Source organism: Altererythrobacter ishigakiensis (assembly GCF_001663155.1).
Lineage (GTDB): Bacteria > Pseudomonadota > Alphaproteobacteria > Sphingomonadales > Sphingomonadaceae > Erythrobacter > Erythrobacter ishigakiensis.
Window position 1 is genome coordinate 1,614,374 of the sequence record NZ_CP015963.1, and the last position, 14,634, is coordinate 1,629,007.

Annotated in this window: 12 protein-coding genes; 10 read left to right on the forward strand and 2 right to left on the reverse strand. The window is 56.0% G+C overall.

The window, feature by feature from the left end:
* Positions 1-39: 39 nt before the first annotated feature.
* Both A6F69_RS07630 and A6F69_RS07635 read left to right on the forward strand, forming a co-directional pair.
* Entirely contained in the window at positions 40-1,545 is a 1,506-nt protein-coding gene (locus tag A6F69_RS07630) for a hypothetical protein (protein WP_067599443.1), read from the forward strand.
* A 60-nt stretch (positions 1,546-1,605) separates the two neighbouring features.
* On the forward strand, positions 1,606-2,241 hold the full coding sequence (locus tag A6F69_RS07635; RefSeq protein WP_067602780.1) for a class I SAM-dependent methyltransferase: 636 nt from the start codon (positions 1,606-1,608) through the stop codon (positions 2,239-2,241).
* Positions 2,242-2,291: 50 nt separating this feature from the next.
* Here A6F69_RS07635 and A6F69_RS07640 read toward each other — a convergent pair whose 3' ends face one another.
* A complete protein-coding gene (locus tag A6F69_RS07640) occupies positions 2,292-4,928 on the reverse strand; it encodes an Rne/Rng family ribonuclease (protein WP_067599447.1) in 2,637 nt (878 codons plus the stop codon).
* A 445-nt stretch (positions 4,929-5,373) separates the two neighbouring features.
* Between A6F69_RS07640 and A6F69_RS07650 the strand changes: the two genes are divergently transcribed.
* From A6F69_RS07650 to A6F69_RS07685, 8 genes are all read left to right on the forward strand, one after another.
* The gene (locus A6F69_RS07650; protein ID WP_067599453.1) at positions 5,374-6,243 is read left to right on the forward strand and encodes an N-acetylmuramoyl-L-alanine amidase family protein; all 870 of its coding nucleotides are present in this window, start codon (positions 5,374-5,376) and stop codon (positions 6,241-6,243) included.
* Positions 6,244-6,347: 104 nt separating this feature from the next.
* Positions 6,348-8,852 carry a penicillin-binding protein 1A gene (locus A6F69_RS07655; protein ID WP_067599456.1) on the forward strand — a complete coding sequence of 835 codons (2,505 nt, stop codon included), beginning with the start codon at positions 6,348-6,350 and terminating at the stop codon, positions 8,850-8,852.
* Between the two features lie 80 nt (positions 8,853-8,932).
* The gene (locus A6F69_RS07660; RefSeq protein WP_067599457.1) at positions 8,933-9,466 is read left to right on the forward strand and encodes a peroxiredoxin; all 534 of its coding nucleotides are present in this window, start codon (positions 8,933-8,935) and stop codon (positions 9,464-9,466) included.
* 108 nt (positions 9,467-9,574) lie between these two features.
* A complete protein-coding gene (gene prfB, locus A6F69_RS07665; RefSeq protein ID WP_067599460.1) occupies positions 9,575-10,702 on the forward strand; it encodes a peptide chain release factor 2 in 1,128 nt (375 codons plus the stop codon).
* Entirely contained in the window at positions 10,702-11,412 is a 711-nt protein-coding gene (locus A6F69_RS07670; RefSeq protein WP_067599463.1) for a class I SAM-dependent methyltransferase, read from the forward strand. The genes prfB and A6F69_RS07670 overlap by 1 nt, the downstream gene beginning before the upstream one ends.
* Before the next feature lie 108 nt (positions 11,413-11,520).
* Positions 11,521-12,030: a bifunctional 3-hydroxydecanoyl-ACP dehydratase/trans-2-decenoyl-ACP isomerase gene (gene fabA / locus A6F69_RS07675; RefSeq protein ID WP_067599465.1), complete on the forward strand. Its 510-nt coding sequence runs from the start codon at positions 11,521-11,523 to the stop codon at positions 12,028-12,030.
* A gap of 42 nt (positions 12,031-12,072) precedes the next feature.
* The gene (locus tag A6F69_RS07680; protein ID WP_067599467.1) at positions 12,073-13,302 is read left to right on the forward strand and encodes a beta-ketoacyl-ACP synthase II; all 1,230 of its coding nucleotides are present in this window, start codon (positions 12,073-12,075) and stop codon (positions 13,300-13,302) included.
* Positions 13,303-13,346: 44 nt separating this feature from the next.
* Entirely contained in the window at positions 13,347-14,135 is a 789-nt protein-coding gene (locus A6F69_RS07685; RefSeq protein ID WP_067599470.1) for an enoyl-ACP reductase FabI, read from the forward strand.
* Positions 14,136-14,167: 32 nt separating this feature from the next.
* Here the strand turns inward: A6F69_RS07685 and A6F69_RS07690 are convergent, their stop codons facing one another.
* A complete protein-coding gene (locus A6F69_RS07690) occupies positions 14,168-14,596 on the reverse strand; it encodes a nuclear transport factor 2 family protein (protein WP_067599473.1) in 429 nt (142 codons plus the stop codon).
* Between the last annotated feature and the right edge of the window lie 38 nt (positions 14,597-14,634).

The window sequence follows — 14,634 nt, forward strand, 5'->3', positions numbered from 1 at the left end:
GGCGGGTTTGGGTTATAGCCAAGCTGAATCGGGACAGAAATGGGTCATAACGGGATCAAAACCCCCGACATCCTGCATGATATTGCGGATGATGAGCTGACAAGTGAATTGATTTCGTTGTTGTCTTCTGGCGGTGACGCCCGGATCACCCTGAATCCCGAGACAGGCCTCAACAAATACTATTCCGCGCCTTACCCACGTCAGACACTGGCCTATGCCTCCTCGACTGCCAACGACTTGTCACCAGAGGCGTTTGGTCATCTTAGAGACTTATTGACCGCAGGCCTCCCTGACTATGCGGTGCATCTCGATCGGTTGCGGACCCGTATCCGCGCAACCTATCAACTGGGCGAAGATGTGGATATAATCTTTGCTCCTTCAGGCACTGATCTGGAGTACGTCGCTTTGGCTGCAATGATCGGTAAGGCAAGCGGCGGCATTCACAATATCTTGCTGGGTGCCGATGAAGTGGGCAGCGGTTGTATCTATTCAGCACATGGCTGCTTCTTTGCCGAAGAGACGGCGCTGGGAATTGCGACAGAAAAGGGTAGGCCGGTCGCTGGTTTCGGCGATGTTAGCATGGCCGACGTGCTTGTGCGCTGTACAGCAGGAGAGGCGCGGTGCAGCGAAACGATTTCGCAGGCGATTGAGCAGGAGATCGTACTCGCTCAGGCTTCAGACAAACACGCGCTAGTGCATGTTGTGCACGGCTCCAAGACAGGATTGATCCTGCCCGAACTGTCCGAAATCGATGCGCTGAAGGCAAAGTTTGGCGATGACGTTTCTTTTGTGGTCGATGCTTGTCAGGCACGGATCACCATCCCGGCTTTGCATGAGTATCTTGTGCGCGGAGCAATGGTATTTCTGACCGGATCCAAATTCATGGGAGGCGCGCCGTTCAATGGCTGGGCAATCGCACCCAGGGATATCGTCGAAGGGGCAGCCACCTTGCCTTCGGGTCTGAACAAAGTTTTTCGCCGTGCAGAGTTTTCTAAAGGCTGGGCAGGACAAAATACCCTCTCGAAAGGGGAGAATCCCGGGCTTGCCTTGCGCTACGAAGCCAGCATCTTTGAGCTTGAGCGCTTCCAGAATCTGGAGGTCGAGCGGATCGCACAAGTGCTCGACTCATTCGAGACCGCGGTCATTGGCAAGCTGGTGGAACCCATGGGCATCAAGCTTGTTCGACCATACGCCCAAGGACAAGAAAATGAACTGCGCGAGCACCCGATAGAGATGCGCACGCTAGAAACGCTTGACGTCAGTTCGCTGGAGATCGCGCGGACTTTTGACGATGCCCAAGCGGTGCACAGGAAGCTGGCGTTGTCAGGAGTCAGGTTGGGCCAGCCCGTGAAATGTGTACGCCGCAACGACGCTTGGGGCGGAACGCTAAGGATCGGACTTTCCATGCCGCAGCTTACGCGGTTGTGCGCGTTGCCCGTTCGCGAGGTGGAAGAGGCCCTGCAACAGGACATGCAGTTGATCGCGGAGTCAATTGCAAAGGTCGCGGATGAGGAAAACCACCCCACACAACACATTGCTTGCTAAACGGTGAGTGGCGGAATAGCCTGACACCAATTGTTTCGTCGGTCTTTTGGAGGGATGCCGATGGGATTGCAGCAATGGTATGACGCTCATCTGATGCCCAAGCTGGTAACCTTTGCTTGTGGGCAGGGGCAAGTGATGAAGCGCCGCTCACAGCTTGTACCTTTGGCGACAGGCGATGTCTTTGAATTGGGCTGCGGCGGCGGCCTCAATCAAGAGTTCTATCAGACCAGCCTCGTATCCAGCTTCTCTGGCATCGACCCGCATGCGGGGCTGTTGGAAAACGCTAGAGCCCGTGCCACCGCGCGAGGATGGGATCACAACATCCGCGAAGGAGTTGGCGAGCAGATCCCGTTTCGCGATTCCTCATTCGATACTGTGGTTTGCACCTTCACTTTATGTTCAGTCGATGATCCAGGCCAGGTGATGTCCGAGATGCGGCGGATATTACGACCGGGTGGAAGGCTTCTGTTCCTTGAGCATGGACGAGCACCAGATTCGGATGTTGCGCGTTGGCAAGATCGGATCGAACCAGTCTGGAAAAGAATTGCCGGGGGGTGCCACCTGACGAGGCCGATCGGCGCGGCATTGCGCGGAGCAGGCTTTGAAGTCGAGCCCATGGGGCAAGGCTATTTACCCAAAGCGCCGCGTTTTGCCGCTTGGAATGAATGGGGTATCGCGCGCAAAGCAGGTGTGTGACTCTGCTGGAGAGATAACGGGTGTGATTATCACCACACCCGCCGGTTCACTTATTCTTCGCCAAAGGTCCGCTGCCACCAACCCCGTTTAGGTTTGGCGTCCTCGTCAGAGGAGTCAGAGGACTTTGCCGGCTTGCTTGCCTCCGCGCTCTTGGTCTCGGCTGCATCTGATGCTGCCTTAGCCTTGCGAGGTGCGCGTTTCTTCTTGGGCTTTTCCTCCGGCTCGGGAGTTGCACCCTCGGCACCAACCTTTTCCTCGGTATCAGCCTTCTTCTTGCGAGGTGCCCGTTTCTTCTTGGGCTTTTCCTCTGGCTCGGGTGTCGCATCCTCCGCGTCAGCCTTTGCATCGGTATCAGGCTTCTTCTTTCGAGGCGAACGCTTCTTCTTGGGCTTTTCTGCAGCCGGTTCCGGCGCATCTTCTGGAGTGCCAACAACCGTTACATCTTCAGAAAGCTGATCGGATACGTCCGACAGCTTTTCAGCATCAGCCTCAGCGACGGAAGCCTCGTCGGCCTTTCCTTTGCCGCGGCGACCGCGACCTCCCCGACGACGGCGCTTCTTGGGCTTCTCTTCGCCATCCTCGTCGGCAATCGCCTCCGGATTATCGTCGTCCGAGTCGTTTTCTGCGGTGTCAGCCTGTTCTTCGCGACGTTTCTTGTTTCGACCACGGCCACCTCTGCGACGGCGGCGCTTCTTTTTCTTCGGCGCGTCGTCATCTTCATCGCCGAAATCCTCTTCCGGGAGATCATCCTCGTCATCGTCCTCGTCGATAATCGGCTCAAACTTAGGCGCTTCGGTAGGGCGCGGACCTGCGCTCGAAACAGTCATTTTCGCGCCTTCTTCCTCACCTTCCGGAGTGACTTCGACGCGAACGCCATAGCGTTGTTCGATCTCGACAAGATCATCACGCTTTGAGTTCAAGAGGTAGACCGCCGCCTCGGTGCTTGCGGCCAGGCGAATTACGGTCCCTTTGCCCTTGGCTGCTTCGTCTTCGATAAGGCGAAGTGCCGAAAGGCCAGCGCTGGAGGCCGTACGGACCAGTCCGGTGCCGTCGCAATGCGGGCAATCACGAGTTGTCGCCTCCAGAACACCTGTGCGTAGACGCTGACGGCTCATTTCCATCAAGCCAAAGCCTGAAATGCGGCCAACCTGGATCCGTGCCCTATCGTTCTTGAGCGCTTCCTTCATCGCCTTCTCGACCTTACGGACATTGGAATTGTATTCCATGTCAATGAAGTCGATCACGACGAGGCCAGCCATGTCTCTTAGTCGTAGCTGACGAGCGATCTCGCGCGCGGCTTCAACGTTGGTTGCAACTGCGGTTTGCTCGATTCCGTGTTCTTTGGTCGATCGGCCCGAGTTGATATCAATGGAAACCAAGGCCTCTGTCGGGTTGATAACCAAATAGCCACCTGACTTGAGCTGCACGACCGGGTCATACATCGCCCGCAGCTGATCTTCTGCACCATAGCGCTGGAACAGCGGAACGGGGTCCGAGTACGCCTTCACTCTCCGTGCATGGCTCGGCATAAGCAGTTTCATGAATGCCTTGGCCGATTTGTAGCCGTCTTCGCCCTCTACCACGACTTCTTCGATCTCACGATTGTAGATGTCGCGAATAGCGCGCTTGATAAGGTCCGAATCTGAGTGGATCAGTGACGGCGCCGTCGAGGACAAGGTTTTTTGACGGATTTCATCCCAAAGCCGAGCAAGATAGTCAAAGTCACGTTTGATCTCGGTCTTTGTGCGCGACAACCCGGCTGTGCGTACGATAAGGCCCATTGTCTTGGGTAGTTTGAGATCAGCGACAACTTGCTTCAGTCGCTTGCGGTCATTGGCTGAATTGATCTTGCGACTGATGCCGCCACCATGACTGCTGTTGGGCATCAAGACTGTGTATCGGCCAGCGAGGCTGAGATAAGTGGTTAGTGCCGCACCCTTGTTTCCGCGCTCTTCCTTGACGACCTGGACCAGCAAGACCTGGCGCCGTTGGATAACGTCTTGGATCTTGTAGCGGCGACGCAATGCCTGCCGGCGCGCGCGCACTTCATCGACTTCTTTGGCTCGGGTCTTGCCTTTGCCCTTACCCTGACGGCGGCGTCCACGACCGCCACGACCGCGGCGTGATCTTTTCTTGTCGCTGCCATCATCGTCAGAGGAATCGCCGCCTTCGTTTTCGTCGGAATCATCATCATCTTCGTCGTCACCGTCACCGTCGACATGACCTTCTTCGATGGTCGCGACCTTGTCTTTCTCCGACGTGTCTATCTCTTCTACACCATCTTCGGCGAGATCTTCGGCGAGCGCTTCGCCAGACTCCTCATCCTCAGCATCGTACTCGTCGCCGGGCAATTCGCCGCGTTCTTCCTCTTCAGCGCGCAGGCGAGCTTCTTCTTCAGCTGCCTCGGCCTCTTCTGCCAGCAGCTTTTCGCGATCCTCTTGCGGGATCTGGTAATAATCAGGATGAATTTCGCTGAAGGCGAGGAAACCGTGACGGTTGCCGCCGAAGTCGACGAAAGCTGCCTGCAACGATGGTTCGACCCGGGTTACCTTGGCGAGGTAAATGTTGCCTTTGATCTGCTTGTGTTCAGCAGATTCGAAATCAAATTCTTCGATCCGGTTGCTTTTGACTACCGCCACCCGAGTCTCCTCGTGGTGGCGCGCGTCGATGAGCATGCGCGTTGCCATTAGTAATTCTCCAGGCGCGGGGGCTGCGGGCTATTGCTCCGGCCGCTGCGCGCCTTTGATTGTATGATGTTTGGAATTTGCCAGCAGCGCCTGATGGGCGAGTGGCGATAGGGTTTTGACCCGCTGCATGTACACGCAGGGGTGAAAATTCTGTCGTCTCAATTGCGAGCGCAAGATTGCCGCTTTGTGCGGCTGCGCGGCCAACATCATCCATCGCGCGTGAAGCACGCGACTGCGGGAAATGCTGGAAGGGCTGTCTTGTCACTGCATCAACCTGTTGTGGAGCCTTGCAAAATGCTTTGCCAGGCAGCGGTGTTTCCATTTCGGGTCGGGGCGGAGATGCCGCAGCCGGAATGTAAACCGCTTGTGCGCTTGCTAGCACCGTGGGTTTCAACCCGCAACCATATTGCGTTGAACCGGCGCAACAACGTAACACGCATGGTTAATGAGCTTGCGCGTCCATCTTGCCCTTATTGTTCTGCTGCCAATCGCGCTTATCGGCGGGATGATGGCTGCGGATATCAAACTGCCTGTGCCGCAGTGGGGGCGCGAATATGTGCTCAAGTTCTTTTTGCCCGAGGCAAGCGCGCAAGTTGATCTGCCAACCACATATGGATCGGATAACCCATCGGACCCGCTTGTTGTGATCGATGCCGGGCACGGAGGTCGGGATCTGGGCGCGGTAGGCGCAGGCGTACGTGAGAAGGATGTAACACTCGCATTGGCGCTGGCTCTCCGCGATCAATTGGTCGAGCAAGGCGACATTCGCGTTGCGCTCACCCGCGAAGAGGACCGTTTGCTGGCTTTGGAGGAGCGACCCGATATTGCCCGGCGCATGGAAGCCGATCTCTTCCTGTCGATCCATGCCGACTCTGCAGGCGACAATGAGGCAGTGAGTGGCGCCAGTATTTATACGTTGTCGAATCGTGCTTCGAGCGCGGCAGCGGCGCGCTTTGCGCGGCGCGAGAATGATGCTGATCGGATCAATGGTGTATCGATAGGTGGAGAAAGCGACGAAGTGAGCACTATACTTGTCGAACTCTCCCAACGCAGATCACAAATGGCATCGGTCGAATTCGCGGGCCTTGTTACCCGCGAAGGCGAAGGGGAACTGGCATTCCACTCGCAGGCTCAGCGCTCGGCCGATCTGGTGGTCTTGCGCACGCCCGATATGGCGTCCGCACTTTTCGAGTCCGGCTTTGTTACAAATCAAGATGATGCTGCGCGCCTCATGTCGCCAGAGGGGCAAGCAAAATTTGCCGAAGTCATGGCGCGGGCGATTCGCGTGTTCTTTATTCGGCAAGGAGCTCTCTGATTTGCGTGCTGATAGCCCATTTCTCCAAGATTCATCTTTTAGAATGTAGCCTAGCGTGAATTCCGCGTGCTAAGCGGCGAACAAATGGTGGCAACTGGCTGACAATGAGCGAATCTCTGACATTTGACATCGGATATATCCGGGATCGTTTAAAGGGCGACAGCGTTGCGGCCTGGGCGTGGTTTGTGGCCGGTTGGCGCGGCCACAAGCTCTTTCGATGGGCTGCAGCATTGGCTGGTCTGGCCGTCATCGTTTTGATCGCGATCTGGTTGTTTCTTGCGCGAGGATTGCCAGAGGCCGAAAGCCTGGTGGACTATGAAACCCCGCTGCCTACAGTGGTTCGAGGAATTGACGGAGAAATCGTCCATTCCTACGCGCGCGATCGCCGAATTCAGTTGCAGTATGCGGACTTTCCGCAGAAGCTGATCGAGGCGTATCTCGCCGCAGAAGACAAGACCTTCTTCAGCCACGGCGGTGTTGATGTCACCGGTACATTAGGCGCGGTGATCGACTATGCGCGAAAGTACGGCTCTGACGAAAGGGCGGTTGGGGGTTCCACCATTACACAGCAGGTCGCGAAGAACCTGCTGTTGGGGGACGAGTACTCAGTTACCCGCAAGCTGAAGGAAATGATCCTTGCGACACGCATCGAGAGCGTGCTCACCAAGCAAGAAATTCTGGAGCTCTACCTCAATGAAATACCGCTTGGTCGTCGCAGCTTTGGTGTTCAAGCCGCTGCGCAAGCCTACTTTGACAAGGATGTTGATCAGCTTGATTTGCACCAAATGGCATTTCTGGCGATCTTGCCTAAAGCGCCAGAGCGTTATGGCCGCGCTCGGAATGCCGACTTGGCAATGGAAAGGCGCAACTTTGTTCTCAGCCAAATGGAGGACAACGGGTTTATCACCGATGAAGAAATGCGCGCTGCGCAAGCCATGCCGCTGGGGCTTGTCACCCAACGAAGCCGACGTTCGGTTGATGCTGGTTACTTTCTTGAGGAAGTACGTCGTCAACTGCTAGCTGAATTTGGCGAGACGGCTGAAGACGGTGCCAATAGTGTTTATGCTGGCGGTTTGTGGGTGCGAACCTCGCTTGACCCTCAGTTGCAGTCGGCTGCGCGAGATGCGCTGCGTGCGGGGCTGATGCGTTACCATGGCAGCCGCGGATGGGCTGGTTCCATCGCAACGATTGACGTGAGTGAGGGCGACTGGGCGCGCCAATTACAAAGTTCTTTCCTTGGCATCAATTACGAGGACTGGCGGATCGGAGTCATTACTGCGCGCGGCGGCAGCTCAGCGACGGTCGGCTTTTCAGATGGAAGCGAAGAGCCCCTGCTTGGGCCGCCCTCTAACCTAAAGTTGGGCGATGTTCTTGCTGTTCAGCCATCGGGAGCCGGCTATCGGATAGCGGTCGTTCCCGAAGTGTCTGGAGGTTTTCTGGCGCAATCGGTTCAAACCGGTCGCGTGCTCGCCATGCAGGGCGGCTTTGATTTCCGTCTTAGCGACTTTAATCGCGCAACACAGGCACAGCGTCAGCCTGGTTCTACCATCAAGCCGTTCGTCTATGCGACGGGGCTGGAAAACGGGATGACTCCTGCCAGCGAAGTGCCCGACCAGACATTCTGTTATTATCAAGGCGCTAATCTGGGAGAGAAATGCTTTCGCAACTTTGGGGGTGAAGAAGGTGGCCTGCACACCATGCGCTGGGGGCTTGAGCAGTCTCGAAACCTGATGACTGTCCACATCGCGATGGAATCCGGGATGGAGCAGGTCAATAATACTTTCGAGCGGATGGGTATCGGTTCATATGAACCATATCCCGCGTTTGCTTTGGGTGCCGGCGACACGACTGTAATGAAGCTTGTCAACGCCTATGCGGCGATTGCCAATCATGGCAGACTCAACACTCCCACAGTGATCGATTATGTCCAGGATCGCCACGGTAAAGTTATCTGGCGCGCAGACAACCGGCGCTGCGATCGTTGCAATATGGCCGATTGGGACGGCCAGGCTATGCCGCGCTTCGGTCTTAAGGGCGAGCAGGCAATGGATGCACGCACTGCTTTTCAGATGGTACACATGTTGGAAGGCGTCGTGACGCGCGGCACAGCAACTCGCCTTCGCGATCTGGGCTTGCCCATGTTTGGTAAAACCGGGACGACTTCTGGTCCCACCAATGCATGGTTTGTTGGCGGAACGCCAGAAATCGTGGCAGGGGTTTATGTCGGCCATGACCAGCCGCGCAATCTGGGTGGCTGGGTCCAGGGCGGGAATACCGCTGCACCGATATTCAAGCAGTTCGTTCAGGAAACACGTGACCGTTGGAGTGAGCAGCCAGCTGTTGCGCCCGCAGGAATCCGCATGGTTCGCATCGATCGCAAGACCGGCAAGCGCGTATTCGAAGGAGAGCCCACCGACGATCCACAAGCTGCCGTCATCTGGGAAGCGTTCAAGCCGGATACTGAGCCGCCGCGCGTGACCCGGCAAGACAGGATCGCCGATCTGCGAGAGGAGCTGCTCTCGCTTATCCGGCGCGGAACTGACGGCAGCTTGTCGTCGAACGATGGGCAGCCCAGCGATTTTGTCGAGGAACAAGGCGGCATCTACTGAGTTTGATAAGTCGTAAACCTTGCGGGATCGCAAGCGCGTTAGATACGCTGCGGTTTCAACAAACGGATTAGGAATTCATCATGCGCAAATTGGCTTTCGCTGCGGCTTTGACTCTCGGACTGAGCGTTCCAGCTTCAGCAGACCTTCCCGAAGGTGCGAAGGCACCGCTGTTCTCAACACAGGCCGCACTGGCTGGAAAAGAGTACGGATTTAACTTGCGCAGCGCACTCGCAAAGGGACCGGTGGTGCTGTATTTCTATCCCAAGGCATTTACTAAGGGGTGCACGCTCGAAGCGAACGCCTTTGCCGAGGCCATGCCTGAATTCAAAGCATTGGGAGCGAGCGTGGTGGGCATGTCAAACGATGATATCGAGACCTTGAAGCGCTTCTCAGTTGAAGAATGTCGGGACGCATTTGCTGTTGGCGTTGCAAGCCGCAAGATCATCGATGCATATGATGTTGCGCTGGTACGTGATGGGAAGGACACCGGCGTAACTTCGCGCACGAGTTATGTCATTTCCCAAAGCGGTGAGATCGTGATGGTGCACTCCGACATGGATTACCGCGATCATGTTCGCATGACATTGCAAGCTGTGCGCAACCTCACCAACTAAGTATCGCGACTGATGGCGGGAAAACTCCCGTGTTCATCGCGGCGCAACCGCTTTACAATCACACTCTGATCGCTAAGCGCGTGCATTCATTTGTGCGAAGGGATTGCTATGCGTGCCGAAGGGCAGGCCTTTGTTGACCGAATAGAAGCTGCGCTGGCGCTGGTGCGTCAGTCGCTGGATTGGGACGTTGCGCTTCGTCGGCTCGACGAACTCAACGCTCGCGTTCAAGATCCCACCCTCTGGGACAATCCCAAGGAAGCGCAGGCCGTTAGCCGCGAACAGAAGCTGCTCGAGAACGCGGTCAATACCGTTAACGAAATCTCATCAGAGATGGCAGATGCGATCGAGTTCATCGAAATGGGTGAGGCCGAGGGCGAGGAAGAAGTCATCAGTGATGGCTTAAGTAGTCTAGAGCGGCTCGCTGATCGTGCGGATGCGGACAAGGTTCAGGCGCTGTTATCCGGCGAGGCCGACGGCAATGACACCTATCTCGAAATCCATGCAGGCGCTGGCGGCACCGAAAGCCAAGACTGGGCGGAGATGCTGTTCCGCATGTATAGCCGCTGGGCCGAACGGCGCGGGTTCAAGGTCGAGACGGTTGAATATCAGGCGGGTGACCAGGCAGGTATCAAGTCCGCGACTCTATTGCTGAAAGGAGAAAACGCTTTCGGCTACGCGAAGACTGAAAGCGGCGTACACCGTCTAGTGCGCATTAGCCCCTATGACAGCAGCGCGCGCCGCCATACGTCGTTCAGTTCAGTGTGGGTCTATCCCGTGATCGATGACGACATCGATATCGAGATCAATGAGAGCGACCTGAAGATCGATACATACCGCGCTTCAGGCGCGGGCGGCCAACACGTTAACACGACCGACTCTGCGGTGCGGATCACGCACCAACCGACCGGTATTGTGGTGGCTAGCCAGAACGACCGCAGCCAGCACAAGAACCGTGCAACCGCGATGAATATGCTCAAGGCGCGCTTGTTCGAACGCGAAATGGCTGAGCGTGAAGCAGCGGCAAGCGGTGAATATCAGGAAAAGAGCGAGATTGGCTGGGGCCATCAAATTCGATCATACGTCCTGCAGCCGTACCAAATGGTCAAGGATTTGCGCACCGGCGTAACATCGACTTCGCCCGACAATGTTCTTGATGGAGATCTTGATCAGTTCATTTCCGCTGCGCTTGCGCAGCGGGTAACGGGCGAAACAGTTGACGTGGAAGACGTGGAATAATGCGCTCTGCGCTCCTTTCTCTGGTATTGACCGGACTTGCGTTGTCCGGATGCGAGCAGCTTGCGAGCGATCGACCAGATAGCGCGCGTGAATTTCCGACAGCAGACAGGCCGGTATCCGGGCTTGGTTCGACTGAGTTTTCAACTGAGGATGCGCGCGACGAGCGCGGTGAAGCGCAAAAAGTGATGGATCTGGCCGAAGTCACTTCGGGCATGACAGTGGCCGATATCGGAGCAGGTGAGGGCTACTACACGGTCCGCTTGGCAGAACGCGTGGGCGAGGACGGCCGGGTTCTGGCTCAGGATATTGACCGCGACGCTCTTGATCGTCTGGGTGAACGGGTTGAGCGTGATCGGTTTGATAATGTCTCGATCAAGCTCGGGCGCGAAGACGATCCGCAGTTGCCTCCAGACAGTTTTGACCGCGTGTTCCTGGTTCATATGTATCACGAGGTCAGCGAACCCTACGCGTTTCTCTGGCGGCTTTGGCCTGCATTGGCAGACGGCGGTCAGGTTATTGTAGTTGATACGGACCGGCCAACGGATCAGCACGGTATTCCACCACTGCTCCTAACCTGTGAATTCGAAGCTGTCGGGTATGAGCTCGTTGAATTTATCGAGAAGCCAGACATTAGAGGCTATTTTGCTCGGTTCGAGCGTGCTGCAAAGCGCCCTCTATTGGACGAGATTTCAGGTTGCGCGCTCAAGTGATGAGCGATCAATCACCAATCAGAAAGCCAAGCTCCCTTTTCGTAGTCGATGTGGGCTGCTAGGCGCGGCCTGAATACAACATATAAGCGGTGAGGAGTTGCTCCGGGGATGACTGATTTCCCAAACAGTTTTAACAAAGACGATCTTTTGAAGTGCGCACGCGGCGAATTGTTCGGCCCGGGAAATGCCCAATTGCCTGCTCCGCCGATGCTCATGATGGATCGGATCACCGATATTTCGAGTGATGGTGGCGAACACGGCAAAGGCCATGTGGTGGCGGAATATGACATCTCACCAGACCTTTGGTTCTTTGATTGTCATTTTCCGGGCAACCCGATCATGCCTGGCTGTCTTGGCCTTGATGGGTTGTGGCAGTTGACCGGTTTCAACCTTGGTTGGCGCGGCTGGCAAGGACGCGGCTATGCTTTGGGTGTGGGTGAGGTCAAACTGACTGGAATGGTGCGGCCTGATCGCAAGATGCTCACTTATTACGTCGACTTCACCAAGGCGGTACAAACCCGCCGATTGACGATGGGTGTAGCTGACGGCCGGGTCGAAGCCGATGGCGAAACCATTTACCAGGTCAAAGATATGAAAGTGGCACTCTCTGAAGCCTGATCGGCCAGAGGTGTATTCGAAGAGTTTTTAAAGAGGGACAGCATGCGTCGCGTCGTCATAACCGGACTGGGGATCTTATCCTCGATTGGGAACAATGCATCTGAGGTGCTTGCCTCTCTCAAGGCGGGCAAATCAGGCATTTCCTTCAATGAGGATATGGCTGAACACGGGTTTCGCTCGCAAATTGCGGGTGCCGTCGATCTCGATGTCAAAGAGCATGTCGACAAGCGCACCTTGCGGTTTATGGGCCCTGGTGCTGCCTATGCCTACATTGCAATGGAACAGGCCATTGCAGACGCTGGGCTAGAGGAAAAAGACGTCATCAATCCAATGACAGGAGTGATCGCCGGATCGGGTGGTCCCTCAACATCGGCCATGCTTGCGGCGCATCAGACTGTGCTGAAGACTGGCGCGACCAAGCGGATCGGGCCGCTTGCGGTTCCCAAATGCATGTCCTCCACTGTAAGCGCAAATCTGGCGACCGCGTACCAGATCAAAGGCATGAATTTTTCGATCACTTCGGCTTGTTCCACCTCGCTGCACTGTATCGGGATGGCGGCGCAACAGATCGCGCTAGGCAATCAGGATGTGATGTTCGGTGGTGGAGGTGAAGAGCTCGATTGGACGCTCTCGTGCCTGTTCGACGCCATGGGCGCGATGTCGAGCAAGTATAACGACACTCCAGAGCGGGCGAGCCGGGCATTTGATGCCGACCGCGACGGCTTTGTCATCGGCGGCGGCGGCGCGATGGTAGTGCTGGAAAGCCTCGAGCACGCGCAAGCTCGCGGAGCCAAGATCTATGCTGAAGTAACCGGCTTTGGCGCCACATCCGATGGTGTCGACATGGTTGCGCCATCAGGTGAAGGTGGCGAACGCGCCATGCGCGGTGGGCTGCGTACATTGAGCGAAGATCGCAAAGTCAGCTATATCAACGCTCATGGCACATCGACTCCGGTAGGTGATGTTGGCGAAATCGAAGCCGTGCGCCGTGTCTTTGGCGAAGGGTCAACACCTCCGGTCAGCTCCACCAAATCGATGACCGGTCACAGTCAGGGTGCGACTGGTGCGCAGGAGGCGGTTTATTGCCTGCTGGCGCTGGAGCATGACTTCATAATTCCATCGATCAATGTCGAGAATCTCGATCCTGCGTTGAAGCCGGAAGAGATTGCTACAGAGATCGTCGAGAATGCCGGGCTTGATACCGTGATGACCAATTCATTTGGATTTGGCGGAACAAATGGTTCAATGCTGCTGTCCAAGTTTCATGGATGAGATTGCGGCACGAGGTTGATTGCCGATAGGGCGGGGAGTTGAATATGGGCGTCCTTGCTGGAAAACGTGGCTTGATCATGGGCGTGGCCAATGATCGCTCGATCGCTTGGGGTATCGCCAAGTCATGTGCTGACGCAGGAGCAGAGCTGGCGTTTACATATCAAGGTGAAGCATTCGGCCAGCGCTTGGAGCCGCTGGCGCAAAGCGTCGGTTCAAACCTCATGATTGACGTTGATGTGACCGACGACGCTTCGCTAGACGCCGCATTTGATGTTTTGAAACAAAATTGGGGTACGCTGGATTTCGTGATCCATGCGATTGCTTACTCAGATAAAGCAGAATTGACCGGTCGTTTCCTCGACACATCGCGGGCCAATTTCAAGAATTGCCTGGATATTTCTGCGTACAGCCTGATCGAAGTGGCGCGCCGCGCACATCCGATGATGGTTGAAGGCGGTGGAACGATTCTGACGCTGAGTTATCTCGGTTCCATGCGTGTTACCCCCAATTATAACGTGATGGGGGTCGCCAAGGCAGCATTGGAAGCATCGGTGCGGTATCTTGCGAATGATCTCGGGCCAGAGGGTATTCGCGTAAACGCTGTAAGTCCGGGGCCGATGAAAACGCTGGCGGCCAGCGCGATTGGCGGAGTGCGCCGTACCTATAGACATACAGAGAGTAATGCTCCGCTGCGGAGCAATGCCACGCTGGAAGCAGTCGGCGGTACAGCGGTTTATCTGTGTTCGGATGCAGGGTCATGCATCACTGGCGAAGTGATCCATGTCGACGGGGGTTTTCACGTTTTGGGAATGCCGCAACTCGAAAACTTATAGCCTGTCTGCGCCGATTACTCTGAGCTTGGCAGTTAACGCCAAAGCTGCATTTCCTTGATTAGGCCGGGGAAAGCGGCGTTTGTATCCGGCCGTGACATGTTGCGTTCAACGAGCTTCCACTTGTGGCGTATTCGGCCACGCTGCCAAAGATCCGTGATCCATACGTCGCCTTCAAGCTGTTCAGTTCCGATGCGTGCTTCGATGGACATGCGGGCGGCAAATACTGCCATTTTCTTGTGTTGGCGGACGTAGAGATCCTTGAACCGATAAGCGGACAATTGGAACCGCGTGGTGGAGGCCTCAAGCCAGCTCGGGCGATCGAGCATGGCCGATGTTTGCGCACCAAGCAGGAACACAAAATCACTAGCAGCAAGTGATTTCATGGCGTTGCGGTCACGGTTCATCCAGCTGCGCATGAACTGGTGCTCAAGGGCTTCTATCTTCGCGGTAAATTCGTCCATGGGGCGTGCCTTAATACGCTAACACGCTAGTGCAAGCG